At 60.4% G+C, this 24,557-nt stretch carries 25 protein-coding genes; 9 read left to right on the top strand and 16 right to left on the bottom strand.

Translation table 11 applies throughout. The annotated features are described in order from the left end of the window. The first annotated feature begins 32 nt into the window (after positions 1-32). Genes AF70_RS11590 through AF70_RS11565 form a run of 6 tightly spaced genes read left to right on the top strand, consistent with a single transcriptional unit; the run spans position 33 to position 6,108 of the window. Positions 33-2,963 carry a monovalent cation/H+ antiporter subunit A gene (locus AF70_RS11590; protein WP_028941022.1) on the top strand — a complete coding sequence of 977 codons (2,931 nt, stop codon included), beginning with the start codon at positions 33-35 and terminating at the stop codon, positions 2,961-2,963. After that, positions 2,963-3,307, top strand: a complete 345-nt coding sequence (locus AF70_RS11585) for a Na+/H+ antiporter subunit C (RefSeq protein WP_007935994.1) — start codon at positions 2,963-2,965, stop codon at positions 3,305-3,307. The genes AF70_RS11590 and AF70_RS11585 overlap by 1 nt, the downstream gene beginning before the upstream one ends. Further along, on the top strand, positions 3,304-4,989 hold the full coding sequence (locus AF70_RS11580) for a monovalent cation/H+ antiporter subunit D (RefSeq protein ID WP_028941023.1): 1,686 nt from the start codon (positions 3,304-3,306) through the stop codon (positions 4,987-4,989). The genes AF70_RS11585 and AF70_RS11580 overlap by 4 nt, the downstream gene beginning before the upstream one ends. Further along, the gene (locus AF70_RS11575; protein WP_028941024.1) at positions 4,986-5,474 is read left to right on the top strand and encodes a Na+/H+ antiporter subunit E; all 489 of its coding nucleotides are present in this window, start codon (positions 4,986-4,988) and stop codon (positions 5,472-5,474) included. Before AF70_RS11580 ends, AF70_RS11575 begins: the two co-directional genes overlap by 4 nt. After that, a complete protein-coding gene (locus AF70_RS11570) occupies positions 5,471-5,749 on the top strand; it encodes a K+/H+ antiporter subunit F (protein WP_007935991.1) in 279 nt (92 codons plus the stop codon). Before AF70_RS11575 ends, AF70_RS11570 begins: the two co-directional genes overlap by 4 nt. Beyond that, positions 5,746-6,108, top strand: coding sequence for a Na+/H+ antiporter subunit G (locus AF70_RS11565; protein WP_028941025.1), 363 nt, complete (start codon positions 5,746-5,748; stop codon positions 6,106-6,108). The genes AF70_RS11570 and AF70_RS11565 overlap by 4 nt, the downstream gene beginning before the upstream one ends. Positions 6,109-6,179: 71 nt before the next feature. Here the strand turns inward: AF70_RS11565 and AF70_RS11560 are convergent, their stop codons facing one another. The 4 genes from AF70_RS11560 to AF70_RS11545 form a co-directional block, all read right to left on the bottom strand. Then, positions 6,180-6,617: a DUF3995 domain-containing protein gene (locus tag AF70_RS11560; protein WP_028941026.1), complete on the bottom strand. Its 438-nt coding sequence runs from the start codon at positions 6,615-6,617 to the stop codon at positions 6,180-6,182. 163 nt (positions 6,618-6,780) lie between these two features. Beyond that, a complete protein-coding gene (locus AF70_RS11555; protein WP_019582682.1) occupies positions 6,781-7,797 on the bottom strand; it encodes an ABC transporter substrate-binding protein in 1,017 nt (338 codons plus the stop codon). A gap of 119 nt (positions 7,798-7,916) precedes the next feature. After that, a complete protein-coding gene (locus tag AF70_RS11550; RefSeq protein WP_007935975.1) occupies positions 7,917-8,120 on the bottom strand; it encodes a hypothetical protein in 204 nt (67 codons plus the stop codon). Continuing rightward, entirely contained in the window at positions 8,120-8,590 is a 471-nt protein-coding gene (locus AF70_RS11545; protein ID WP_026286571.1) for a hypothetical protein, read from the bottom strand. The genes AF70_RS11550 and AF70_RS11545 overlap by 1 nt, the downstream gene beginning before the upstream one ends. 410 nt (positions 8,591-9,000) lie before the next feature. On the opposite strand from AF70_RS11545, the gene AF70_RS29800 reads away from it, so the two are divergent. The 3 genes from AF70_RS29800 (at position 9,001) to AF70_RS11530 (ending at position 10,018) form a co-directional block, all read left to right on the top strand. Continuing rightward, positions 9,001-9,249, top strand: coding sequence for a hypothetical protein (locus AF70_RS29800; RefSeq protein ID WP_081625793.1), 249 nt, complete (start codon positions 9,001-9,003; stop codon positions 9,247-9,249). Between the two features lie 159 nt (positions 9,250-9,408). Further along, on the top strand, positions 9,409-9,639 hold the full coding sequence (locus tag AF70_RS11535; protein ID WP_018928020.1) for a hypothetical protein: 231 nt from the start codon (positions 9,409-9,411) through the stop codon (positions 9,637-9,639). Between the two features lie 139 nt (positions 9,640-9,778). Then, on the top strand, positions 9,779-10,018 hold the full coding sequence (locus AF70_RS11530) for a DUF2789 domain-containing protein (protein ID WP_028941027.1): 240 nt from the start codon (positions 9,779-9,781) through the stop codon (positions 10,016-10,018). A 9-nt stretch (positions 10,019-10,027) separates the two neighbouring features. Here AF70_RS11530 and AF70_RS11525 read toward each other — a convergent pair whose 3' ends face one another. The 12 genes from AF70_RS11525 to AF70_RS11470 all read right to left on the bottom strand — a co-directional run bounded on the left by AF70_RS11525 (position 10,028) and on the right by AF70_RS11470 (position 24,547). Beyond that, positions 10,028-10,231 carry a hypothetical protein gene (locus AF70_RS11525; RefSeq protein WP_018928022.1) on the bottom strand — a complete coding sequence of 68 codons (204 nt, stop codon included), beginning with the start codon at positions 10,229-10,231 and terminating at the stop codon, positions 10,028-10,030. A 121-nt stretch (positions 10,232-10,352) separates the two neighbouring features. Continuing rightward, on the bottom strand, positions 10,353-11,576 hold the full coding sequence (locus AF70_RS11520) for a methyl-accepting chemotaxis protein (RefSeq protein ID WP_371929201.1): 1,224 nt from the start codon (positions 11,574-11,576) through the stop codon (positions 10,353-10,355). A 599-nt stretch (positions 11,577-12,175) separates the two neighbouring features. Then, positions 12,176-12,580 (bottom strand): TraR/DksA C4-type zinc finger protein, encoded by a 405-nt coding sequence (locus AF70_RS11515; protein WP_007935965.1) that lies wholly within the window; start codon positions 12,578-12,580, stop codon positions 12,176-12,178. Positions 12,581-12,906: 326 nt separating this feature from the next. Further along, a complete protein-coding gene (locus AF70_RS11510) occupies positions 12,907-13,929 on the bottom strand; it encodes an ABC transporter permease (RefSeq protein WP_028941029.1) in 1,023 nt (340 codons plus the stop codon). Between the two features lie 57 nt (positions 13,930-13,986). Then, positions 13,987-15,552, bottom strand: coding sequence for a sugar ABC transporter ATP-binding protein (locus AF70_RS11505; RefSeq protein WP_028941030.1), 1,566 nt, complete (start codon positions 15,550-15,552; stop codon positions 13,987-13,989). A 69-nt stretch (positions 15,553-15,621) separates the two neighbouring features. Then, on the bottom strand, positions 15,622-16,548 hold the full coding sequence (locus tag AF70_RS11500; RefSeq protein WP_019582686.1) for a sugar ABC transporter substrate-binding protein: 927 nt from the start codon (positions 16,546-16,548) through the stop codon (positions 15,622-15,624). 366 nt (positions 16,549-16,914) lie between these two features. Beyond that, complete coding sequence (locus AF70_RS11495; RefSeq protein ID WP_019582687.1) at positions 16,915-17,967, bottom strand: Gfo/Idh/MocA family oxidoreductase; 1,053 nt, start codon at positions 17,965-17,967, stop codon at positions 16,915-16,917. 214 nt (positions 17,968-18,181) lie between these two features. Next, entirely contained in the window at positions 18,182-19,042 is an 861-nt protein-coding gene (locus AF70_RS11490; RefSeq protein ID WP_007939382.1) for a sugar phosphate isomerase/epimerase family protein, read from the bottom strand. A gap of 134 nt (positions 19,043-19,176) precedes the next feature. Next, positions 19,177-20,202 (bottom strand): Gfo/Idh/MocA family protein, encoded by a 1,026-nt coding sequence (locus AF70_RS11485; protein ID WP_028941031.1) that lies wholly within the window; start codon positions 20,200-20,202, stop codon positions 19,177-19,179. Between the two features lie 31 nt (positions 20,203-20,233). After that, complete coding sequence (gene iolD / locus AF70_RS11480) at positions 20,234-22,165, bottom strand: 3D-(3,5/4)-trihydroxycyclohexane-1,2-dione acylhydrolase (decyclizing) (RefSeq protein ID WP_028941032.1); 1,932 nt, start codon at positions 22,163-22,165, stop codon at positions 20,234-20,236. Positions 22,166-22,196: 31 nt separating this feature from the next. Continuing rightward, on the bottom strand, positions 22,197-23,018 hold the full coding sequence (locus tag AF70_RS11475) for a TIM barrel protein (protein WP_019582691.1): 822 nt from the start codon (positions 23,016-23,018) through the stop codon (positions 22,197-22,199). A gap of 26 nt (positions 23,019-23,044) precedes the next feature. Beyond that, on the bottom strand, positions 23,045-24,547 hold the full coding sequence (locus AF70_RS11470) for a CoA-acylating methylmalonate-semialdehyde dehydrogenase (protein ID WP_019582692.1): 1,503 nt from the start codon (positions 24,545-24,547) through the stop codon (positions 23,045-23,047). Between the last annotated feature and the right edge of the window lie 10 nt (positions 24,548-24,557).

Below are 24,557 nucleotides of genomic sequence, written 5' to 3'. Positions count from 1 at the left end.
ATGCTTCATAAACTTCCGCAGATTAGAAGCCTATGTCCCTGATAGTTCTACTGCTTCTGCCTTTTATCGGCAGCTGTCTGGCAGCCTTGCTGCCGCACAACGCGCGTAATACCGAATCGCTGTTGGCTGGCCTGGTTGCCTTGATCGGCACCGTCCAGGTCGCCCTCTTGTACCCGCAAATCGCCCATGGCGGCGTGATCCGTGAAGAGTTCTTCTGGCTCCCCAGCCTGGGCCTGAACTTCGTGCTGCGTATGGACGGTTTCGCCTGGCTGTTCTCGATGCTGGTGCTGGGCATCGGTACGCTGGTTTCGTTGTACGCCCGTTATTACATGTCACCGGACGATCCGGTGCCGCGCTTCTTTGCGTTTTTCCTGGCGTTCATGGGCGCCATGCTGGGGTTGGTGATCTCCGGCAACCTGATCCAGATTGTGTTTTTCTGGGAGCTGACCAGCCTCTTCTCGTTCCTGTTGATCGGCTACTGGCACCACCGCGCCGATGCGCGACGGGGTGCCTACATGGCGTTGATGGTCACCGGCGCGGGCGGTTTGTGTTTGCTGGCGGGGGTGATGCTGCTCGGCCATGTGGTCGGCAGCTATGACCTGGACAAGGTCCTGGCCGCCGGCGATCTGATTCGCGCGCATGCCCTCTACCCTATTCTGCTGCCCCTGATCCTGATCGGCGCCCTGAGCAAAAGTGCGCAATTTCCCTTCCACTTCTGGTTGCCCCACGCGATGGCGGCACCGACCCCGGTCTCGGCGTATCTGCACTCGGCGACCATGGTCAAGGCCGGGGTGTTCCTGCTCGCGCGCCTGTGGCCGTCGCTGTCCGGCAGTGAAGAATGGTTCTACATCGTCAGCGGGGCCGGCGCCTGCACCCTGTTGCTCGGCGCGTATTGCGCGATGTTCCAGAATGACCTCAAGGGCCTGCTGGCCTACTCGACCATCAGCCACCTGGGCCTGATCACCCTGCTGCTGGGCCTGAACAGTCCGCTGGCCGCCGTGGCCGCGGTGTTCCACATTCTCAACCACGCCACGTTCAAGGCCTCGCTGTTCATGGCCGCCGGGATCATCGACCACGAAAGCGGCACCCGGGACATTCGCAAACTCAGCGGCCTGGTCAAACTGATCCCGTTCACCGCCACCCTGGCCATGGTCGCCAGCGCCTCCATGGCCGGCGTGCCGCTGCTCAACGGTTTCCTGTCGAAAGAGATGTTCTTCGCCGAAACAGTGTTCATCAACGCCACGGCCTGGATCGAGATGACCCTGCCGATCGTCGCGACCATAGCCGGGACGTTCAGCGTCGCTTACTCCCTGCGTTTCACCGTCGACGTGTTCTTCGGCCCTACCGCCACCGACCTGCCGCACACTCCACACGAGCCGCCGCGCTGGATGCGCGCGCCGGTGGAGTTGCTGGTGTTTACCTGCCTTGTGGTGGGGATTTTCCCAGCGCAAGTGGTCGGCCCGCTGCTCGCGGCGGCGGCGTTACCGGTGGTGGGCGGCACGCTGCCCGAATACAGCCTGGCAATCTGGCACGGCTGGAACGCACCGATGATCATGAGCCTGATCGCCATGTCCAGCGGCATCGTGCTCTACCTGTTGCTGCGCAATCAGCTCAAGCACGGGCGTTTCATGCACCCGCCGGTGATCAACCGCTTCAACGGCAAGCGCCTGTTCGAGCGCAGCCTGGTGGTCATGATGCGTCTGGCCCGTCGTCTGGAGCGGCGGATCAGCACCCGGCGCCTGCAAACCCAACTGTTTCTGGTGGTGCTCGCCGCCGTACTGGCCGGGGTCATCCCGATGCTGCACAGCAGCCTGAGCTGGGGTGACCGGGCGAAAATTCCGGGCTCGATCGTGTTCGTGATCCTCTGGCTGCTGGCGATTGCCTGTGCACTCGGCGCGGCGTGGCAAGCCAAGTATCACCGGCTCGCGGCCCTGACCATGGTCAGTGTCTGCGGCCTGATGACCTGCGTGACCTTCGTCTGGTTCTCGGCGCCGGACCTCGCCCTGACGCAACTGGTGGTCGAAGTGGTGACCATGGTGCTGATCCTGCTCGGCCTGCGCTGGCTGCCGCGACGGATCGAAGAGGTGTCACCGTTGCCGAGCAGCCTGCGCAAGGCGCGGGTACGGCGGGTTCGCGACTTGCTGCTATCGACAGCGGTCGGTGGCGGCATGGCGCTGTTGTCCTACGCGATGCTGACCCGCCAGACGCCCAACGACATTTCCTCGTTCTACCTCAGTCGCGCCCTGCCCGAAGGCGGCGGCAGCAACGTGGTCAACGTAATGTTGGTGGATTTCCGTGGCTTCGACACCCTCGGTGAAATCACCGTGCTGGTGGCAGTGGCCCTGGCGGTATTCGCCCTGCTGCGACGCTTCCGCCCTCCGAAAGAAAGCCTGCAACTGCCGGCCCAACAGCGTCTGCTGGCACCCGATGTGGTCACCGATCTGGTCAACCCGCGTCATGCCAGCGACACCGCGCTCGGGTTCATGATGGTGCCGGCGGTGCTGGTGCGCCTGCTGTTGCCGATCGCCCTGGTGATCTCCTTCTATCTGTTCCTGCGCGGGCACAACCAGCCGGGTGGCGGTTTCGTCGCCGGACTGGTGATGTCGGTGGCGTTCATCCTGCAATACATGGTCGCCGGCACCCAGTGGGTCGAGGCGCAAATGAGCCTGCGGCCGCTGCGCTGGATGGGCACCGGGCTGTTGTTCGCCACCGTTACCGGGCTCGGGGCGATGGCGGTCGGGTATCCGTTCCTGACCACCCACACCTGGCATTTCGAGCTGCCGCTGCTGGGTGACATTCATATCGCCAGCGCGCTGTTCTTCGACATTGGCGTGTACGCCGTGGTGGTCGGTTCGACGCTGTTGATCCTCACCGCCCTCGCCCACCAATCGGTACGCGGTCATAAAACCAGCGCGCAAATCAGGCCCGCGGCCAAAGCCGTTGTCACCCAAGGAGCCATCTGATGGAAGAAGTCATCGCAATCGCCATCGGTGTGCTGGCTGCGTCTGGCGTATGGCTGATACTGCGGCCACGGACGTTCCAGGTGGTCATGGGCCTGTGCCTGCTGTCCTACGGCGTCAACCTGTTCATCTTCAGCATGGGCAGCCTGTTCATCGGCAAGGAGCCGAACATCAAAGACGGCGTGCCTCAGGATTTGCTGCACTACACCGACCCGCTGCCGCAAGCGCTGGTGCTGACCGCGATCGTCATCAGTTTCGCCATGACCGCACTGTTCCTGGTGGTGCTGCTCGCCTCCCGGGGCCTGACCGGCACCGACCATGTAGATGGCCGGGAGCCTAAAGAATGATGGCGATGACTCACTTGATCGTCGCACCGATCCTGCTGCCGCTGCTGACTGCCGCCGTGATGCTGATGCTGGGCGAAAAACACCGCCCACTGAAGGCCAAGATCAATCTGTTCTCCAGCCTGTTGGGGCTGGGCATTGCCGTGATGTTGCTGCAATGGACACAAACCACCGGCGTGCCCGGCTCCATTGGCGTGTACCTGCCGGGCAACTGGCAGGCGCCGTTCGGTATCGTGCTGGTGGTCGATCGCCTGTCGGCGTTGATGCTGGTGCTGACCGGGATCATCGGCGTCAGCGCCCTGCTGTTCGCCATGGCCCGCTGGGACGGCGCCGGTTCGAGTTTCCACGCACTGTTCCAGATTCAGCTGATGGGCCTGTACGGCGCCTTCCTCACGGCGGACCTGTTCAACCTGTTCGTGTTTTTCGAAGTACTGCTCGCCGCCTCTTACGGGCTGATGCTGCACGGTTCGGGTCGGGCGCGGGTGTCGTCGGGGCTGCATTACATCTCGATCAACCTGCTGGCCTCGTCGCTGTTCCTGATTGGCGCGGCGCTGATCTACGGCGTTACCGGCACACTGAACATGGCCGACCTGGCGCTGAAAATCCCGCTGGTGCCGGAAGCCGATCGCGGCCTGCTGCATGCCGGCGCGGCGATTCTGGCAGTGGCGTTCCTGGCCAAGGCTGGCATGTGGCCGCTGAACTTCTGGCTGGTGCCGGCCTATTCCGCGGCCAGCGCGCCGGTAGCGGCGATGTTCGCGATCATGACCAAGGTCGGCGTCTACACCCTGCTACGCCTGTGGACGCTGCTGTTCTCCGGCCAGGCCGGGGCCTCCGCGTACTTCGGTGGCGACTGGCTGATCTACGGCGGCATGGCGACCATCGTCTGCGCCGCCGTGGCGATCCTCGCCGCGCAACGCCTGGAGCGCATGGCCAGCCTGAGCATTCTGGTGTCGGCAGGTATTTTGTTGTCGGCCATCGGTTTCGCCCAGCCGAACCTGATCGGCGCGGCGCTGTTTTATCTGGTCAGCTCGACCCTGGCCTTGAGCGCGCTGTTCCTGCTGGCGGAGTTGATCGAGCGTTCGCGTTCGGCCAACGAAATGCCACTGGACGATGACGGCGAGCTGCTGCCACGGCCCCTGGAATCCTTGCAGCCGCCCAAAGGCTTCAACCTCGATGACGACCAGAAAGCCGTGGTCGGCCAGGTGATTCCCTGGACCATGGCTTTCCTTGGCCTGAGCTTCATCGCTTGCGCCTTGCTGATCATCGGCATGCCGCCGCTCTCCGGATTCATCGGCAAACTCAGCCTGCTCAGCGCCCTGCTCAACCCGCTGGGCCTGGGTCATGGCAGCGACGAGCCGGTATCGAACGGCGCGTGGGGGTTGCTGGCGTTGTTGATCCTGTCCGGATTGGCCTCGTTGATCGCTTTCTCGCGTTTGGGCATCCAGCGTTTCTGGACCCCGCAAGAGCGACCGTCGCCCTTGCTGCGCCGCCTGGAATGCGTGCCGATCATGGTGCTGCTGGGGCTGAGCATCGCGCTGACGTTCAAGGCTGAACCGCTGCTGCGCTACACCCAGGCCGCCGCTCAAGCATTGAATAACCCTCAGCAATACGTGATGGCGGTGCTCGGCACCCGTGCGGTGCCGAGCCCTGAAGCCAGGGCAGCACTGGTGGAGGTGCAACCATGAAGCGTCTGTTTCCTGCGCCGTGGTTGTCGCTGTCCTTGTGGCTGCTGTGGCTGCTGTTGAACCTGTCGATGAGCCCCGGCAATGTGCTGTTGGGCGCGGTATTGGGCCTCTGTGCCCCACTGATGATGCGCAAGTTGCGGCCGTTGCCGATCCGCATTCGTCGCCCTGGGGTAATCCTGCATTTGTTCTTGCTGGTCGGGCGCGATGTGCTGGTGTCCAACCTCGCCGTGGCCTGGGGCGTGCTCAATGCCGGGCGGCGTGCGCCTCGCTCGCGGTTCATCAAGGTGCCGCTGGACTTGCGCGATGCCAACGGTCTGGCGGCGCTGTCGATCATCTGCACGGTGATTCCCGGCACGGTCTGGTCGGAACTGGCGCTGGATCGCAGCATTCTGTTGCTACACGTCTTCGATCTGGATGACGAAAACCAATTCATCCAGCACTTCAAGGCGACCTACGAGCGCCCCTTGATGGAGATCTTCGAATGAGCGAATTGCTGTCGAACGCGATCCTGCTGAGTCTGTTCATCTTTTCGCTGGCGATGATTCTGACCCTGATCCGCCTGTTCAAGGGCCCGTCGGCCCAGGACCGGGTTCTGGCCCTGGATTACCTGTACATCATCGCCATGCTGATGATGCTCGCGCTGGGCATTCGTTATGCCAGTGACACTTACTTCGAGGCGGCGCTGCTGATCGCGCTGTTCGGCTTCGTCGGCTCGTTTGCCCTGGCTAAATTTCTGTTGCGCGGCGAGGTGATCGAATGAGCGCTGAACTGTCTTTGTGGGTGGAAATACCGGTGGCGATTCTGCTGGTGTTTGGCAGTCTGTTTGCGCTGATCGGCGCAGTCGGGCTGCTGCGGATGAAGGATTACTTCCAGCGCATGCACCCGCCGGCGCTGGCCTCGACATTGGGTGCGTGGTGCGTGGCACTGGCTTCGATCATTTACTTTTCGGCGCTCAAGTCGGGGCCGGTGTTGCACGCCTGGCTGATTCCGATTCTGTTATCGATCACGATGCCGGTGACCACGCTGCTGCTCGCCCGGGCGGCGCTGTTCCGCAAGCGCATGGCGGGGGATAATGTGCCGGCGGAAGTGAGTAGTCGGCGCACGGAAACCGGGAGTTAGTTCGAGGATTTGTGTTGATTGGCAGGGCCTATATCGCGGGCTTGCTCGCGAAGGCGATTACCCGGTCACCCTCAGATCCAGGCCACTGCCAGCAACCCGGCCCCCAACACCAAGCACAACGGCGAATACGCCCAAGTGTCGAGCCGGGCAAACTTCGAATCCTTGACCTGCTTGAAGAACCCCACCAGATTCGAATCGCCGATCGCCCGAGCGAACATCAGCAGCGCAATCGCGCTAATCACCCATTGCAACGACCAGTGATGCACCGTGGGCAGATACAGCCCGACCCGCAGGCACACCAGCATCGCAATCAGCAGCAAACCCACCGCCACCAGCAGCGTGCCAAAGCCCGATGGCTTGAACGCCGGCCTTGATGCCTCACCGCCCTCCCCGGGTACTCTCGGTATCACCGCCTCGCTACCCCACTTGCCACCCGCCGCCCAATACAGGTGGATCAGGCTGATGACTAGAAAGATTGCAGCAATCCATTGCGCGACCAAAAGGCTCATATTCAGACGTCCCGTGTGAAATGTTGCAGAAGAATGAACTCCCTTGCGCGATTTTAAAAGCGCCAGGCACAAGCTGGCGAAGCCTGCAATCTTTTGACTTTGCTTCCAACGGCAAAATCAAAAGATCGCAGGCTTCTACGGGATTTATGTACACCCGAGCAGTTTATTTCAGCTGGGCAGCGACTTTATCCGCCACATCCTTGGGTACCCAGGCCTGCCACATCTGCGGGTTCGCCTTCATGAACGCCTCGGCCGCTTGACGTGGCGGGGTGTGTTTTTCACTCATGTCCGCCAGGGCCTTGTTCAACGCTTCGATCGGTAAATCGACCTTGCTGAAGAACTCGGTGAGCTGCGGGTACTGTTTCTGGAACGGCGCGGACACACCGATGGACAGCTTCGAGGGCAGTGAGCGAGTCGGCTTCGGATTAGGGTTGTCGGCCTCGGTCAGGGTTTTCCAGGCTTCGGCGTCGAATGGCGGCTCTTGCAGTTGAATCAGCTTGAAACGGCCGAGCAATGGCGTCGGTGACCAGTAATAGAACAGGACTGGTTTGCCGCGACGAATCGACGAACTGATCTCTGCGTCCAGCGCCGCCCCCGAACCACTGCGAAAGTTCACGTAGCTGTCGTTCAGCCCATAGGCCTTGAGCTTCTGCTTGTTGACCACCTCCGACGTCCAGCCGATCGGGCTGTTCAGGAAGCGCCCCTTGCTCGGGGTTTCCGGGTCTTTGAACACATCCTTGTAGCGCGGCAGATCACTGACACTGCGCAGCCCCGGCGCCAGCGGCTTGATGCCCTTGGCCGGGTCGCCCTTGATCACGTATTCCGGCACCCACCAGCCCTCGGTGGCGCCCTTGACCGTATCGCCCAGGCTCGCGACTTTGCCCTCGGCCTCAGCCTTGACCCAGACCGGACTGCGGCCCGCCCACTCTTCGCCAATGACCTGAATGTCATTGTTGGCCAAGGCGGTTTCCAGGGTGATGGTCGTCCCCGGCAAGGTATCGGTCGGCAAGCCGTAGCCCTGCTCGACGATGATCCGCAGAATCTCGGTGATCAGGCTGCCACTTTCCCAATTCAGGTCGGCAAAGTGAATCGGCGCCTGGGCAGCGAATACCGGAACGGGTGAAACCAACAAGCCGAACGTGGCCAGGGTAGCGGCCAGTAACCGTCGTAATCCCTTCATGCTCTTGCACCTCGTGCTGTTCACAGCAATAGCAGGATGGCCTGACAAAGAAGACCGCAAGCCTCTGAATACTCAGTCAACTGACTGTAGTAGAGGTTTCTGCTTTCGAGGGGCGAGGATTATTTTTCGGAAGGTTCCTGCAAGCGCGCAAGCTCTCTTCTGACCATGCTGGCGTACGCCGCCGGGCGCAACATATAAATCTGTGACGCTACCCAACTCAGCCAGGCTCCCTGCAGAACGGCCTTTTCAGCCAACAGGCGCTGGGCCTCGGCGTGTGCACTGGCCTGGTTCTGTTCATGGAAATCGGCGCGGGTCTGGGTCATTACTCGCTGGCCTTGAAGGTCACCAGTTCGCCTTTGCGCCACTTGGCGGCCTTGGCAGTCACGGCTTTCAGTGTCTTGGTCAGGCCTTCCTGCAATTGTTGGTGGGCCGCAAACACCATCACCACACTATGACCTTCCTTGAACACGATACCGTGGCCGTCCGCGGTGGTCACGAACGCGTAATCCCCCAGTCCGTATACCGTCAATTTGATTTCGCGGAACTTGATGTCCAGCTTGCCGCCTTCGCGGCTGGGCAATACGGAAGCGCTGAAATGATCGCCGACCTTGAGTTTCAGCCCGGGCTTGTCGTCTACCACCAGCGCGGCTTCGGTGTCGATCTCGGCAATGTAAATGCCTTCAGCGTTCTGTTCGGTGATGTAGACGAAACGTGACTGAAACTGTTTAACCAGCTTTGCGCGCAAATCACCCAGTACGAACAAAGCATGCATATCGAGATTACTTACTGCCAAGGAAACATCCCCACATCTGAAAATGATGCCGCACGCAGGAAACGCGCACAGCAGAAAAAAGCGGCAATGCCGAGGTTTAGCCAAATGACCCGGGTCGTAATCCTGGAACGAGCAGAGGGCTCATTCATCGCGAGGTTTGGGAAGATTACTGGAACATCCCCCGCGTCGTCTTGCCTGGCGGTCGTCAGAGGTTGAAGGAAAACGCCCTTCTGACGGCCAGAAAAACCTGACTACCAACTTTAGGGAAAAATCTCTTTAAAAAAAGCACTTTTCCGACATATCGCCAGAAAAAAATTGCTTTAGATGGGCAGCAATCGCCAACCAGTGACGGCGATTCTAGAGCAGCCATGCTCACCGAGACTACCCAAAACAACGTACACACGTCGGTAAAACCACGAAAAGGACTTCATATGTGCACACTGACTCACTTCGCCCAGCCTCACACACACCACACAAACAGTTCGTCACTTCTGCAATCGATAGTACTCCGCCAGCAGGATTTCCTCCCTGAGGCGCATCTGCTCCCGCGTTTTCAGGTGGTATTGGCCGGCAACGCCTTTTTCCACATCAGGGAAATATCCACCGGACGTGTCAGAGGTTTCCGCGCCGACCATAACGAAGCCTGCGCCCTTGCCCGCTCGCTCGAGTCTCGCAACTGACTCATCTTGCGGCATTCACATTTATAGACGTTTCGTCACGCCGGCGACTTAACTCAGCCGCCGGCAGGCAACTACTGCCATACTGCCCGCCCCATGAAACCCGTCTCCAGGGTGGACGGCGCTCAATACAACATAATATTTCAAAGGGAAGACTGCTACGTGACGGAATTTGATATCGGTGAATTTTTTATCCGGGGCGAAGCCAGAGAGGTCGACGGTGAATTCCAGGCAGTCATTATCATGCGCGCCAAACCACCGTTGACCACGGTGTCGTATCACCAGGTCGAAAAGGATCGCTGGTTCAAGACCGCGGAAGTCGCGACGATTGCCGCCCAAGAGTCCGCCAAAGCCCTGAAGCTTGCCGTCGATGAGGGCGCGTTGAAGGGCTGACCATCGGGTTTACAGTCTATGCTCATCCCTGCTTTGAACATCGTTATCGAACTCCCTGGTGCGCGGCCCCCTCAGATGCAATGAAGCCGCACCTCAGACCTCACGCCCGAGGCGATTGATTATCTGCAAGGAGATGAAGATGGATTCACCCACACATGACTTGAAAGGCTTGTTCGACCAGCTCGGCCTGGACTCCAGCGAAAAGGCCATCGACGATTTCATTGCCCTGCATTCACCGTTGCCCGATGACAAGAAACTCATCGATGCCGAATTCTGGACTCCGCAACAAGCCCGCTTCCTCAAGGAACAACTGCGTGAAGACGCCGATTGGGCGCACGTGGTCGACGACCTGAACCTGCGCATGCACCAGATCCACTAGCCAAGAGGCTCAATGCAGGCTGTCGGGCATTTCGGCGTTCAATTGTGCCAACCAGGCAGCCCTGCACTCCTCGGCTTCATTACGACTGGAGAACACCGTCCCCCGGCGCTCACCGTTGAGCAGCACCACCCAACAGACGCTCTGCCCCATCGCTCGCAAACTGGCGGGCACGCCGCTGCCGATCATGACCGCGACATCGACTTTGCTTTGCATGCTGACCTCTCGAGTTTCATTAGCGACCTAACTATGCAGGCATGTTAATGAGTTCATCCTCGAGGAAACAGCAACAGCGCTGCACAGCTTCGTTGCATATGCGGTAACAATTGCCAGGCTATCAGCGAGGCTTTTCCGGTTTGTAGCCCAACCGCAATCCACCCCAATGACGACCCTTGAGCATGATCGGCACCGAGAGGTCGTGCATCAGTTCACCGGTGTCGCGGGTGTAGGTCTGCAACAGTACGGCCTGCTGGTGGCTGCCACAGCGAATCCCGGTGCGGTCGGCGAACTTGCGCTTGGTGCGGTTTTGCAGGGTATCGACTTGCACGTCGCCGGTCAGTGGCTGGCTGAACACGGTGTTGTGGGTCGGCACATACCCCTGCTGCGTGCAGGCAATGGCGAACACCAGGCCTTCGTGACGCGGCAGCAACGGTTCCTGAATCGCCGGCAAGACCTGATCGGTGTAACGGTCGAAGCGGGTCTGGTATTTGGTCGGGCTGGTGTTGGGGATCGCCTGGTAATTGCGATCGAACAGGTCGTCGAGGCTGACCCGCCCCTGGTCTATATCCGCCTCGAAACGCGCTGCAATCTGACTTGCCCCTTCGCGGGCCAGGTCGTAAATCCGCTGGTGATAGTCATCCAGCCCGACTTCGGCAAGGCGTTCGCTGATGGTTTCGGCCTGCCCTTCCATTTGCACCGCCGCCTGGGCCAGGCGCTGGGTTTGCTGGTCACTGATCGCCAGGTCGCTGCGCATTTGTTCGATGGCGTGGAACAGGCTGTCGAGTTGTTCGCGATTAGTGTCCGCGCCCAGAGCGATTTCCCCGACCTGCCTTTCAACACCGGCGGCCAGGCGCGCGATGTTTTCCAGGTGCTGCCCCGTGTGCTCGACCTGCGCAACGCCGGTATTCAGGTCGCTGGCCAACTGACGAATCTGCTCTACAACTTGCGCCGTGCGTTGTTGAATGTCAGCGACCATCTCCCCGACTTCGCCGGTCGCCGTCGCCGTGCGCGCGGCCAGGCCACGAACCTCATCGGCCACCACCGCAAACCCGCGACCATGTTCCCCGGCCCGCGCCGCTTCGATGGCCGCATTCAGCGCCAACAGGTTGGTCTGGCTGGCGATGGACTGGATCACCAGCGTGACCCGCTGGATATCGTCACTGCGCAGGCTCAGGGCTTCGATCAACTCGCGGCTGCTGCTGGCACGCTGACTGAGTTGATGCATGCGCGCGATGGACTCGATCAGTTCCGTACGCCCTGCCGCGCTGCTCTGATGGGCTTCGCTCGCCGCGCTCAAGGCTTCCCGGCTGAGTGTCGAGGTAACCTGTTCGGTGGCGATCATCACTTCAGCGCTGCTGACAATCTGTGCTGCGGCGCCGAGTTGCGATTGCAGCTTGTCGGCCAGTTGCTTGACCGAAAAGGCCACGCCGGCAGCCGACAAGGCGTTATGACTGGTGGTGTAGGAAAGATCGCGAGTCAAACCGGCGATGGCGCTGGCGCTGTCCTCTGGGGTTGCCTCGGGGAGCGCGCGCGAACGCAGGCGCGGCAGCCAGATGATCAGCACGGCCAATGGCAGGCCAAGGTAAAGCGACCAGCCAGCCAATGCCATGCCACACAGCAAGAGCATCAGGGCGATGCTTTGCAGGGTCGGCGTGAGCCACTGGTTTTTCGGCAAAAGTACGGCTGCAGGCACTGCCCCAGCCAGAGACCCGTCTCGCGTCATCGTTTGTCACCCCAGGCATCTTCTAATTGTTGTATCCGCATTAAACGCCACCACAAGGCCATTATCTATGGTCCGTTAGTAGTGGGGGGTTGCAGCAGATCAATAGAAGTGCGTCGGCTTTTCGCAGACGTCGAAAAGCATCGCGGGCAAGCCTGCTCCCACAAAGTCCGTGCTGAACCTGTGGGAGCGGGCTTGCCCGCGATGGGGGCGCTACGAAATCAGGCCTGACGCTGGTGCTTGTCGATCTGCTCGTGACGTTCTTGAGCTTCGATGCAGTACTTGGTGGTCGGGCTGATCAGCAGGCGCTTGAGGCCAATTGGCTCGCCGCTGTCATCGCACCAGCCGAAGCTGTCTTCCTTGATGCGTTCCAGGGCCTGTTCCAACTGAGGCAGCATGCGCTGGTCGCGATCGATCGCGTTCACCAGCCAGGTGCGCTCTTCTTCGACAGAAGCTGCGTCAGCCGGATCGGCCGGGGTGTCCAGGCTCTCGATGGCGATGCGATTCTGTTCGATGCGCTCATGGGTTTCGACTTTCATGTTCTGCAACAGCTCAGAGAAAAAAGCATGTTGCTCGGCATTCATGTAGTCATCCGCCGGCATGGCCAGCAACTTGTCCTTTGTCATTGATATCTCTATAAAAAAACGTGCATTAAGGCGAATTAGGGAGCGTTCCGTTGAGCCTTGTGCGGTCATTGGAACGGCGCCGTTTATTCCAAGCGCCACCCGGCACTCAATTTACGAGGGGCGGCAGTCTAAGGCCGACTTGAGGCCTCAGCAACTGAAAAGACAGCAAATCTGTCCGACAAAGCCTTGAAAGTGCTCTATGGCGAGCTTTGAGGCGCTTATCGGAGTGCGTTTATAGCAAGAAATTCAGTCCAACGGCTGTATATAGAAGACAAACGGCTGCGCCACGCGGGTCAGGCGTGGCGCAGTTTCGTCTTTCGTGTGGCTTAGCGCTTGAGTTTGCGCTTGTTGCGGTACTGGTCGATGACCACCGCCACCACAATAATCAGCCCCTTGATAATGTCTTGAATATAAGCGTCAACACCGACAAAGGTAAAGCCGCTGGCCATAACCCCGAGAATCAATGCGCCAATCACGGTGCCGGTGATGCGCCCAACGCCACCGGCCAGGCTGGTGCCGCCGATGACCGCCGCGGCGATCGCGTCCAGCTCATAAGACATGCCCATCCCGGCCTGCCCGGTCGTAGCCCGTGCCGACGCCACCACCCCGGCCAGGCCGGCAAGCAACCCGGCGATGCTGTAGACAATCACCAGATGCCGCTTGACGTTGATCCCGGAGGTGCGCGCCGCCTGCATGTTGCCGCCGATGGCGTAGGTGTACTTGCCGTACTTGGTGTAGCGCAGGGCAATGTGAAAGATCACCGCCACCACCAGAAAGATGATCACCGGCATCGCGCCATGTCCAATGGCCGTGTAGGAATCCGAGAGCATGCTCACCGGCTGACCTTCGGTGTAGTAGCGCGCCAGACCGCGCGCCGAGACCATCATGCCGAGGGTGGCAATGAACGGTGGAATCCCGGTGATTGCAATGATGCTGCCGTTGATCGCCCCCGCCAGCAATCCCACCCCCAGCCCGGTGATCACCGGAATCCACACCGGCAAGTCAGTCAGGGACGGAAACACCGCCCGGGCAAAGTCCGAGGTCTGGGCCAGGCTGGCGGCAATCATCGCCGACAGCGCCAGCACCGAACCGGAGGACAGATCGATACCGGTGGTGATGATGACCTGGGTTACCCCGATTGCCAGCAGGCCGATGATCGACACTTGCAGAATCATCAGCACCAGGCGCTGAGAGTTCATCAGAAAGCTCTGATCCCGCACGATCCAGCCGAACAACTCGAAGACCAGGCCAATGCCGATCAGCACCAGGAAGATACTCAACTCGGTCGGAAAGCGCCGGCGACTCTTGACCGGTGCCATTGCAGGCTTGTTTTCCAGTATCGCGTTCATAACCACTCACCCTTCTATTGCGTCATCGACGGCAGCCATGGCCACCGCCGGCATCCATTAGTGAACCGCGGACATGCCCGAGGCCAGTTGCATCACTCGTTCCTGGGTCGCTTCGCTGCGGTCGAGGGTGCCCATCAGGTCGCCCTCGTGCATGACCATGACCCGGTCGCTCATGCCCAGCACTTCCGGCAGTTCCGAGGAGATCATGATCACCGCCATGCCTTCGCTGGCCAGGTACGAGATCAGCCGGTAGATCTCGGCCTTGGCGCCAACATCGATGCCCCGGGTTGGCTCGTCGAGAATCAGGATTCGCGGGTTGGTCATCAGCCAGCGCGCCAGCAACGCCTTCTGCTGATTACCGCCGGACAAGGTATCGATGCACTGCTCCAGCGACGGCGTTTTCACCCGCAGCTTCTTGCACATGTCTTCACACAACGCGCGCAGGGCTTTCTGCTGGATGAAGCCGTTACCGACGTAATGGGGCAATACCGCCATTTCCATGTTTTCCAGCACCGACAGGCACGGGAACAGGCCGCTGAGCTTGCGATCTTCGGTCAACAACGCGAAGCCCTTCTCGATGGCCATGTGCGGATCAGTGATGCGCACCACCTCGCCGTCGAGCCGGATCTCGCCACCGTCACTCGGAGTGATGCCGAAAATCGCCTCGGCGACATTGGTCCGCCCCGAGCCCATCAATCCGGCGATGCCCAGGATCTCCCCGGCATGCAGGTCGAAGGAGACGTCTTTGAAAATGCCGTCCAGCTTGAGGTCGCGTACCGACAGCAACAGACCGCCGATCGGCTTCTCGCGCACCGGGAACAACTGGCTCAGTTCGCGACCGACCATCATCGAAATCAGGCTGTCGCCGTCCATGCTGTCGGCCCGCTGCAGGCCGATGTAGGCGCCGTCGCGGAATACCGCCACTTCATCGGCGATGCTGAACACTTCGTTCATTTTGTGAGTGATGTAGATGATGCCTTTGCCCTGGCTCTTGAGGTCGGCAATGATCGAGAACAGGTGAGCGACTTCCTTATCGGTAATGGCCGAAGTCGGTTCGTCCATGATCAGGATGTCGGAGTCGTAGGACACCGCCTTGGCGATCTCGACCATCTGCCGTTCGGCGATGCTCAGGTTGCCCACCTGCTCTTCCGGATCGAGATTGATCCGCAGACGCTCCAGCAGTTTGGCGGTGCAGCGGTGCATTTCGCGGTGATCGATCATGTGCAGGCCGTTGAGCTGCTCGCGGCCGATCCAGATGTTCTCGGCGATGCTCATGTGCGGCATCAGGTTGAGTTCCTGGTGGATCATCGCAATCCCGGCCTGGAGCGCGGCCAGTGGCGTTTCGAAGACCACCGGCTTGCCCCGCAGGCGCAACTCGCCAGCGTCCGGCTGGTAGATGCCGGCAATGATTTTCATCAGGGTGGATTTGCCAGCACCGTTTTCGCCCATCAGCGCCAGCACGGAACCGGGACGCACCCGCAGCTGTACGTCGGACAAGGCCACCACACCGGGAAAACCCTTGCTGACGTTGATGATCTCCAGCAGGTACGGCTCATCGACAGGTGTTGCGGTTGGCTGGATACCCACCAACGGGGGGCTCGAAGCAGTCGCTGAAGCGAACATGATCAGGTACTCCATCAGCAAGGTCGCGTCGCAACCTTGCGTGCTTATTGTTGTTATCGAACGGACGGACTATTTGAACTGGTCAACGTTTTGCAAAGTGATCAAGCGATACGGCACCCACACGGCCTGTTCGACCGGCTCGTTCCTGGCCATTTTCACCGCCGTGTCGACCGAACCGTCGGCCTGCCCCTTGGCGTCCTGGAACACCGAAACCAGCAGAGAGCCCTTCTTCACCGCGTTCAAACCGTCGGGCGTACCGTCGACACCGGCGATCAGCACGCTGCCTTTGGCGACACCCGCCTGCTGCAGGGCCATAGCCGCGCCAATCGCCATCTCGTCGTTGTTGGAGACGACCGCGTCGAACTTGCGGCCCTGGGTCAGCCAGTCGTTGACCAGGGTCATGCCCTTGTCCCGCGACCAGATGCCGCTCTGCTCTTGCTCGATCTTGATGTTCGGGTACTTGGCCAGCACCTCTTTTACGCCCTTGGTACGGTTGGTGGTGGAGTTGTTGGCCAAATCACCGAGCAGAATCACGATGTCGCCCTTGCCGCCCATTTTTTCCGCCAGGTACTGCATCTGCATCTGACCGGCCTCCAGATCGTTGGAGGCGACAGTGACCACGCCTTTGGGCAGGTTCAAGTCATCGGGGCGGCGATTGACGTACACCAGCGGAATGCCGGCCTTGACCGCCGCTTCGGTAATTTTCTTGGTGGCGGCGGTATCCACCGGGTTGACCACAATGGCATCGACTTTCTGGCTGATGAAGCTTTCTACCTGGCTCAACTGCCTGACCACGTCGCTGCGCGCATCTTCGAACTGCAGCTTGACGCCATCAGGATAGGACTTGGCTTTGGTGTCCATGGATTCGCGCAGATAGGTCAGCCAGGTGTCATCGAACTGCGCCATGCTGACGCCGATCTTCATGTCAGCGAGTGCGGCACCGCTGGCGAGCATCAGGGACAAGGCGAGTGAGGCGAAACGGGTCTTGGTCTTCATGAAAGGTCTTTCTCCACATTCTTGTTGGTTTTATGGATAAGGCGTGACGATTTCAGTAAGCGGGCAAGCGGACTATCGGCGCTCCCGGAATGCAGCAGACCAGGGCGCCCTTGCGTTCGACGCAAAGCAAGCGAGAGACGGAATGAAACGAGACGCGAGGCAGGTCGCGAGAGAGGTGCAGCGCGGAACGTAAAGCATGCAGAGCAGAGTTGAAGGTTTTCATCGACGGTACCTGGCTTTGTTTCTTGTTTTTGGTGCGTCCTTCACTCGTTCAAGGCCTGCTTGAGCGTGATCGGACGTTGATAGTCGGCAACCTGGAAACGACTTTATTAGAAAATAATTTCTATATCAACTCATTTTAGAATTTTATTCTGATTTTGTTCCATGGCTTTCAAATGCGCTCAACGCCACCACTTGATGGCGCTCGAAACTGAGCCGCGCAGCGTCTAGCACGCGGGTGGTCGCCAGTGCATCACGGGCCTCGACCGGCAGTGGGCCACCGCTCTGTAACGCGGTTTGTAGCTGCAAATAGAACTGGTTCCAGCAGCCTCGCTCGGACGGCACCCGCTCGCGCACCTCGCCCTGTTCGAACCAGCCCCAGCGACGATGCTCTTCGACGCCCCAGCGCTCGCCCTCGGATTTGGGCGTGAGCCCGGCCAGGGTCGACGCCTCTTGCCCGTCCAGACCATCGACGCTGTAGCAGCCCTGGGTGCCGGTCACGCGAAAACGCGGGCCCGGGGTGTTTTGCAGGCAACTGCCACTCAGGTGCGAGATCACGCCACTGGCATGGGTCAGGGACATAAAGAAGCCGTTGTCGAAGGTCTGGCCTTTTTCGAGGTAATCCAGTTCGGCGTAAACCCGGGTGACGGGGCCGAACAACAGCAACGCCTGATCCACCAGATGGCTGCCCAGATCACGCAGGAAACCACCGCCGCTGCCGTTGTTCACCGACTGTGGCGAGTAGCGTTCGATCCGCGACTCGAAACGGGTGACCTGGCCCAGGGCACCGGACTCGATGAGTTTGCGTACGGTGAGGAAATCCGAGTCCCAGCGCCGGTTCTGGTAAACGCTCAAATGCACGCCCTGACGCTCGGCCATGGTGATCAGGGTTTGCGCCTGCTGCGTATCGGCGGCGAACGGCTTGTCGCTGACCACCGCCACCCCGTGTTCGATGGCGTCGAGCACCAACGCCGGACGACCTTTGAGCGGCGTGGACACCACCAGCACATCAATCCCGGCTTCGACCAGTTGGCCAATGCTGTCGAAGGCCGGCACACCGGGATGTTCCGTGGCCAGCAGTTGTCGGCGCTCGGCGGAACGGGTGACCACGCCCACGAACGTCGCCGCCGGCAAACTGCTGATCAGCGGAGCATGGAAAAACCGGCCGCCATGGCCGTAACCGACAAGTCCGATACGCATGAAAGTATTCTCCTTATAGAACGCGGCCCCTGTGGGAGCGAGCTTGTGTGGCGAGGGGCTTGCCCCCGTTGGGGCGCGAAGCACCCCTAAAACCAATCACCGCGTTATTGAATTTAGAAAGCAGTGACTGGTTTACGACTGCTTCGCAGTCGAACGGGGGCAAGCCCCCTCGCCACACAAGCCCTCTCCCACAGGTTTTTTGTGTATGCCGCGGTTATTGGCAGAGTTCGCGGGTCACGCGTTCGAGCATCATCCGGTTGGACTCGTCCGGCCGGTCTTCCCAGGCGAACACAGAGACGGTGGCGATGCCATCGAACTTGATCTCGCGCAAGGTGCCGAAAAACGCTTCCCAGTCGACCTCGCCCTGGCCGATGTCCAGGTGCTGATGCACGGTGGCGGTGACGCCCGGCGGGTTGACGATGTAGCGCAAGCCCGAGGACGCCTTGTGGTTGTAGGTGTCGGCGATGATCAAGTGACTCAGCTTCGAACCGGCGTACTTGAGCATCGAGGCGATGTCACCCACGCCATCGTCATAGAAAAACGTGTGTGGCGCGGCGTAGAGGTAGTTGATCCAGTCGCGGTCCAGACCGCGAATGATGTCCACCGACTCGTTGTTGCGCTCGCAGAAATCATAAGGATGGGCCTGGATATCGAGCTTGATGCCTTCGCGTTCGAACTCGGGGATCAGTTCGTCCATGGAGCGCATGAACTGGTTCTCGCAGACCAATGGGTTGTCCGACTGACCGGTGAACTCGGTGTTGACCAGTTCACAGTCCATCTCCACGGCAATCTGGATCGCCCGCTTCCAGTTGCGCACGGCAGCTACGCGCAAACCTTCATCGGCGGCGGCCCAGTGGTACATGGGTAATAAGGAAGAGAGTTTGACCCCGGTGTCGCTCAGGGCTTTGCGAAATTCCTTGATCCGCGCCTTGTCGACTCGCGGGGCTTTATAGAACGGCAGGAAATCTTCCCGGGGCGACAGCTCGATGTGTTCGTAACCAAGCTCGGCGACCTTGTCGACCATCTTGCCCAGGGACAGGTTGCGGTACATGTAGGGGTCTAGTGCGATGCGCATTTTTTTGTTCTCCATCACCTTACGCTGATCGTTCCCACGCTCTGCGTGGGAACGCCGCCATGGACGCTCTGCGTCCGTTTTGTGACGCGGAGCGTCACGGGATGCATTCCCACGCAGAGCGTGGGAACGATCGGTTAGCCGTAGAAGTGTGGGCGATCAGGGAGTGCGACTTTGACAATCTGGCCGCTGTTCTGCGCCTCGATGCAGGCATCCGCAGCGACGGCGGCGGCGAAACCGTCCCACGCCGATGGCCCGCCGACCTGCCCGGCGCGCACGCCATCGATGAACGCCTGCAACTCGACGTCGTACGCGGCGATGAACCGATCCTTCCAGTCCATCAGAATCGCATTGGACAGTTTCGCTCCGCTGCGCAGCTGAACCTGCGACGGCTCCGGCAGTTTGGCGATGCCCGTCTCCCCTACCACTTCGCACTGGATGTCGTAGCCGTACTGGCAGTTGACGAACACTTCCACGTCGATGCGCGTGCCCTTGGCGGTTTCCAGCAACACGATCTGCGGGTCTTTCAAATGGGCGTGGGCCTTGCTGGTCTTGCGCGGGAACACCACTTGCACCGACACATAGTCGTCGTCGAGCAACCAGCGCAACACGTCCAGCTCATGGATCAGCGTGTCGGTGATCGCCATGTCGGTCTTGTAGTTTTCACCCACGGTCGGGTTGCGGTGTGCGCAGTGCAGCATCAGCGGCTCGCCGATCTGGCCACTGTCGATCACCGATTTCAATGCCCGATAACCTTCATCGTACGGGCGCATGAAACCAACCTGCACCAGTCGCTTGCCGTGGGCCACTTCGGCCTCGACGATCTTGCGGCAGCCTTCGGCGGTGACCGCCAGCGGTTTCTCGCAGAACACCGGTTTGCCCGCCGCAATGGCCGCCAGTACGAACTCTTCGTGGCTCGGGCCCCAGGAGGTGACGAGGACTGCGTCGACGTCCGGCGCCTTGATCAGCGCGTGGCCATCGGGATAAACCTCGGCGGTCAGCTTCAGATCGGAGACGACCTTGGCTGCTTGCTGCAAATTGATGTCAGTGACCGCGACGACCTGACTGTTGAGCAAGGTCTGGCTGCAACGACGGATATGGTCCTGGCCGATGGCCCCGGTGCCGATGACGCCAATGCGCAACGAATTGGAAAGCGAAGACATATAAACACTCCTGTTGTTCGTTTCAGGGCAATCAGTATTGACGGGCCTTGGCCAATCGTTCGTTGAGGGTCTTGGCCACCGCATCGGTGCGCGCGCTGGTGGAGACTTGCGCCACGCCGACCCGCCACCATGACAGGTATTTGTGAATCATGGTTTTGGGCAGGACCTTGATGTCGATCAGCGTCGACACCGTCTGCAACCGCGCATCCGCCAACGCAGCTCGCAGCTCTTCAACCGTGTTCACCTTGTAGGTCTTGCAGCCGTAAGCCGCCGCGCTCATGGCGAAATCCACCGGCACGAAACCGCCATCGAGCTTGCCGGTTTCAGGATCGCGGAAACGGAACTCGGTACCGAAGCTGTCCATGCCGTGTTCCATTTGCAGGTTGTTGATGCAGCCGAAGGTCATGTTGTCCAGCAACACCACGTTGATCTTGCGGCGCTCCTGGATCGAGGTTGCCAGCTCCGAGTGCAGCATCATGTAGGAGCCGTCGCCCACCAGCGCATAGACCTCGCGCTCAGGCTCGGCGAGCTTCACCCCCAGTGCGGCGTTCACCTCATAACCCATGCACGAATAACCGTATTCGACGTGGTAGGTGTTCACGCCCTTGCTGCGCCAGCTGCGCTGCAAGTCGCCGGGCAGACTGCCGGCGGCGGCGACGATCACCGCATCATCGGCCAGGGTTTCATTGAGCACACCGAGCACCCGGCTCTGGGTCAGGCAGGAACCGGTCAGCTCGATGAATTCGCGCAGCACCGCCGGGTCCAGGTGATCGTTGATTTCCGGGACGAAGTCTTGAGTCTGGTATTCGACCTGATAGATTCGGTCGACTTCCTCGTCCAGCTGCGCCCGGGCCTGTCGGGGTTGATCGCCCCAGCCGGAGCGATAGTCGCCCAACACAGCGGCCAAGGCGTTCAAGCCGGTTCTGGCGTCCGCCAGCAGTTGCACGCCATCGAGTTTCAGGGCGTCGCAAGGGCTGATGTTGAGGTTGAGAAATTGCACATCCGGGTGTTTGAACAAGGATTTCGACGCGGTGGTGAAATCGCTGTAGCGGGTGCCGACGCCTATGATCAAATCAGCGTCCTTGGCCAACAGGTTCGCCGCCAGGCAACCGGTTTCGCCGATCCCCCCGACGTTCAGTGGATGGCTCGACACCACCGCGCTCTTGCCGGCCTGGGTTTCGGCGAAAGGAATATCGAAGCGCTCGGCAAAGGCCTGCAACGCTGCATTGGCACCGGAATACTTGACCCCGCCGCCGCAGATGATCAGCGGTTTGCGCTTGCCTTTGAACAGCGCCACGGCATCGCCGAGCATCGCTTCGGTGGCCGGACGGCGCTCGATGCGGTGCACGCGTTTTTGCAGGAAGTAATCAGGGTAGTCGTACGCCTCGGCCTGCACGTCTTGCGGCAAGGCCAGGGTGACGGCGCCGGTTTCGGCGGGGTCGGTGAGCACGCGCATGGCGTGGATCGCCGCGGTCATCAGTTGCTCGGGACGGTTGATCCGGTCCCAGTATTTGCTCACGGCCTTGAACGCATCGTTGGTGCTGATGCTCAGGTCGTGGAACTGCTCGATCTGTTGCAGCACCGGGTCTGGTTGGCGGCAGGCGTAGACGTCGCCGGGCAACAGCAGCAAGGGAATACGGTTGGCGGTGGCCGTCGCGGCAGCAGTCAGCATGTTCGCCGCGCCCGGGCCCACCGATGAAGAACAGGCGTAGATCTTGCGCCGCAGGTGTTGCTTGGCAAAACCAATGGCCGCGTGGGCCATGCCTTGTTCGTTGCGGCCCTGATGGACGATCAGGTCGCCGCTGTCCTGTTCCAGGGCTTGCCCCAGCCCCAGCACATTGCCGTGGCCAAAAATGGTAAAGATCCCAGCGACGAATTTGCTCTGAACCCCATCGACCTCGATGTACTGGTTATCGAGGAATTTCACCAGGGCCTGGGCCATGGTCAGTCTTGTTGTGGTCATGCTTGCACCTTTTCCGTATGCGAATCCGATGTCAGCTCAGGGATTTCTGCAGGTGATCCATGCTCGCGCCGATCGCCGTCTGGATATCCGCCAGGTCATGGACGCTGTCGGCAAACGGTTCGAACGACAGGTAGCCGCTATAGCCGCTACTGAGCAAGGTGTCGATCTGCGCCGCATTGCCGAGGATGTCGCCCTCGCCCACCAGCACCCGATGGCCGTCACGAATGGTCGCCAGTGGCGCCTCGGCATCTTCGACGCCGGAGATGTGCACCAACCCGGTCAGTTCAGGGAAGAATTCATGCTCGCTGGCCAGGTGATGGTGGAAGGTGTCATGCACCAGACGAAACACATCCAGCCCTCCGATGGCCTTGATCGCATCGACTGCCGTGCGTTTGCGCCGCAGCGAGCATTCTTCGAAACCCAGCGGTTCGATGAAGCCGAGAATGCCGTGATCGCGCAGGATCGGTGCCAGTTCACTCAGCGCCGTGCGCAGGCCAGACGCACGCTGCGCTTCGGTTCGTGGATCGGCGCGGTCGTTCAATGGGCACATCACCAAGCCCCGTGCGCCACAGTCACGGGCATAAGCGGCAAGCTTCAGGGCGTGTGCGCGGCGCTCGTCATTCCAGACATCGAACGGATACAGCGCGTTGATCGACAGCACAGTGATGCCTTTGGCCGCGCACAGCTCACGGACGTGTTCGGGTGCGGTGCCATCCTCGATCTCGACGCCTTTGAGGTCGTTGCGAATCTCGATGGCCTCGGCCTTGAGGGTCACCGCCAACTCGATGAACGCCGGCAGGGACAGACGTGGGGCGACCATACGGTTCAAGGCGAAACGCAGGGGTTTGCTCATTTTTTGTTGTTCTCCGCACACGTGAATTATTTGGCTGTCGGCATGCTGAATTCAGGGCCTTTGGCAATGCTGTCGGGCCAACGCTGCATCACGCTTTTGTAGCGGCTGTAGAAGCGAATGCCTTCTTCGCCATACGCGTGGTGATCACCGAACAGCGAGCGCTTCCAGCCACCGAACGAGTGCCAGGCCATGGGCACCGGAATCGGTACGTTGATGCCGACCATGCCGACCTTGATGCTGCGGGCAAACGAACGGGCAATGCCGCCATCGCTGGTGAAGCAGGACACGCCGTTGCCGAATTCATGGGCGTTGATCAGCGCCACGGCGCTGGCGAAATCCGGTACGCGCACGATGCCCAGCACCGGGCCGAAGATCTCTTGCTGGTAAATGCTCATCTCGGTCGTGACCTTGTCGAACAGCGTCGCGCCGACGAAGAAGCCGTTCTCGGCGCCTGGCACCTTAAAGTTGCGCCCGTCGACAATCAGTTGTGCGCCCTGGGCCACGCCTTCGCCAATAAAGCCCTCGACCTTGGCCTTGTGTTCGGCGGTCACCAGCGGCCCCATGTCGCTGTCGCCCTGCATGCCATTGCCGACCTTCAGTTGATCGATACGCGGCAACAGTTTGGCAATCAACTGGTCACCGACATCACCGACGGCCACGGCAATCGAAATCGCCATGCAGCGCTCACCGGCCGAGCCGTACGCCGCGCCGATCAGCGCGTCCGCCGCCTGATCCAGATCGGCATCGGGCATGACGATCATGTGGTTCTTCGCACCGCCCAGCGCCTGTACGCGTTTGCCGCGCGAGGTGGCTTGCTGGTGGATGTACTCGGCAATCGGCGTCGAGCCAACAAAGGAAATCGCCTCGATGTCCGGGTGTTGCAGCAAGGCATCGACCGCCGCCTTGTCGCCCTGGACCACGTTGAACACACCGTCCGGCAACCCGGCTTCGGTGAGCAAACGAGCCATCAACAAACTGGCGGATGGATCACGCTCAGACGGTTTGAGGATGAAGCAGTTGCCGGTGACCAGCGCCAACGGGATCATCCACAGCGGCACCATCACCGGGAAGTTGAACGGCGTAACGCCCGCGCAGACGCCCAATGGCTGGCGCAGGTTCCAGTTGTCGATGCCACCGCCGATGTTGTCGCTGAAATCGGTTTTCAGCAGGTTCGGCGCACCGCAGGCGTATTCGACGATTTCGATGCCACGGGTCACTTCGCCCTTGGCGTCGGAGAACACCTTGCCGTGTTCGCGGCTGATGATTTCGGCCAGTTCGTTGTGATGGCGATCGAGCAATTCCTTGAACTTGAACATCACCCGCGAACGGCGCAGGGACGATTGCTCGGCCCAGGCCGGGAACGCCTTCATGGCCGAAGCGACGGCCTCATCCACAGTCTTCTGGCTGGCCAGCCCGACCCGCGCCTGAACGCTGCCGGTGGCCGGATTGAAGACATTGCTGAACCGCTCGCTACCACTGTCCTGCAGCTGACCGTCGATGTAATGGCCTATGACCGGGGCGTCGCTCATTATTCTTGTT

It is taken from the genome of Pseudomonas sp. KD5, from assembly GCF_012932895.1.
In the GTDB taxonomy this organism is placed as follows: domain Bacteria; phylum Pseudomonadota; class Gammaproteobacteria; order Pseudomonadales; family Pseudomonadaceae; genus Aquipseudomonas.
Note: the sequence above shows the minus strand (reverse complement) of the source record. Positions and strands in the feature narration are given on the sequence as shown.

Bases quoted from the DNA above. Each gene is read 5' to 3' on its own strand.
- AF70_RS11525 (WP_018928022.1), bottom strand. From the start codon at position 10,231: ATGCAAAGCAAAGTCGATGTCGCGGTCATGATCGGCAGCGGCGTGCCC.
- AF70_RS11510 (WP_028941029.1), bottom strand. From the start codon at position 13,929: ATGAACGCGATACTGGAAAACAAGCCTGCAATGGCACCGGTCAAGAGT.
- AF70_RS11475 (WP_019582691.1), bottom strand. From the start codon at position 23,018: ATGAGCAAACCCCTGCGTTTCGCCTTGAACCGTATGGTCGCCCCACGT.
- AF70_RS11575 (WP_028941024.1), top strand. From the start codon at position 4,986: ATGAAGCGTCTGTTTCCTGCGCCGTGGTTGTCGCTGTCCTTGTGGCTG.
- AF70_RS11470 (WP_019582692.1), bottom strand. From the start codon at position 24,547: ATGAGCGACGCCCCGGTCATAGGCCATTACATCGACGGTCAGCTGCAG.
- AF70_RS11485 (WP_028941031.1), bottom strand. From the start codon at position 20,202: ATGTCTTCGCTTTCCAATTCGTTGCGCATTGGCGTCATCGGCACCGGG.
- AF70_RS11520 (WP_371929201.1), bottom strand. From the start codon at position 11,576: ATGATCGCCACCGAACAGGTTACCTCGACACTCAGCCGGGAAGCCTTG.
- AF70_RS11565 (WP_028941025.1), top strand. From the start codon at position 5,746: ATGAGCGCTGAACTGTCTTTGTGGGTGGAAATACCGGTGGCGATTCTG.
- AF70_RS11490 (WP_007939382.1), bottom strand. From the start codon at position 19,042: ATGCGCATCGCACTAGACCCCTACATGTACCGCAACCTGTCCCTGGGC.
- AF70_RS11555 (WP_019582682.1), bottom strand. From the start codon at position 7,797: ATGAAGGGATTACGACGGTTACTGGCCGCTACCCTGGCCACGTTCGGC.
- AF70_RS11580 (WP_028941023.1), top strand. From the start codon at position 3,304: ATGATGGCGATGACTCACTTGATCGTCGCACCGATCCTGCTGCCGCTG.
- AF70_RS29800 (WP_081625793.1), top strand. From the start codon at position 9,001: ATGTGCACACTGACTCACTTCGCCCAGCCTCACACACACCACACAAAC.
- AF70_RS11505 (WP_028941030.1), bottom strand. From the start codon at position 15,552: ATGTTCGCTTCAGCGACTGCTTCGAGCCCCCCGTTGGTGGGTATCCAG.
- AF70_RS11530 (WP_028941027.1), top strand. From the start codon at position 9,779: ATGGATTCACCCACACATGACTTGAAAGGCTTGTTCGACCAGCTCGGC.
- AF70_RS11550 (WP_007935975.1), bottom strand. From the start codon at position 8,120: ATGACCCAGACCCGCGCCGATTTCCATGAACAGAACCAGGCCAGTGCA.
- AF70_RS11585 (WP_007935994.1), top strand. From the start codon at position 2,963: ATGGAAGAAGTCATCGCAATCGCCATCGGTGTGCTGGCTGCGTCTGGC.
- AF70_RS11570 (WP_007935991.1), top strand. From the start codon at position 5,471: ATGAGCGAATTGCTGTCGAACGCGATCCTGCTGAGTCTGTTCATCTTT.
- AF70_RS11515 (WP_007935965.1), bottom strand. From the start codon at position 12,580: ATGACAAAGGACAAGTTGCTGGCCATGCCGGCGGATGACTACATGAAT.
- AF70_RS11560 (WP_028941026.1), bottom strand. From the start codon at position 6,617: ATGAGCCTTTTGGTCGCGCAATGGATTGCTGCAATCTTTCTAGTCATC.
- AF70_RS11590 (WP_028941022.1), top strand. From the start codon at position 33: ATGTCCCTGATAGTTCTACTGCTTCTGCCTTTTATCGGCAGCTGTCTG.
- iolD (WP_028941032.1), bottom strand. From the start codon at position 22,165: ATGACCACAACAAGACTGACCATGGCCCAGGCCCTGGTGAAATTCCTC.
- AF70_RS11500 (WP_019582686.1), bottom strand. From the start codon at position 16,548: ATGAAGACCAAGACCCGTTTCGCCTCACTCGCCTTGTCCCTGATGCTC.
- AF70_RS11495 (WP_019582687.1), bottom strand. From the start codon at position 17,967: ATGCGTATCGGACTTGTCGGTTACGGCCATGGCGGCCGGTTTTTCCAT.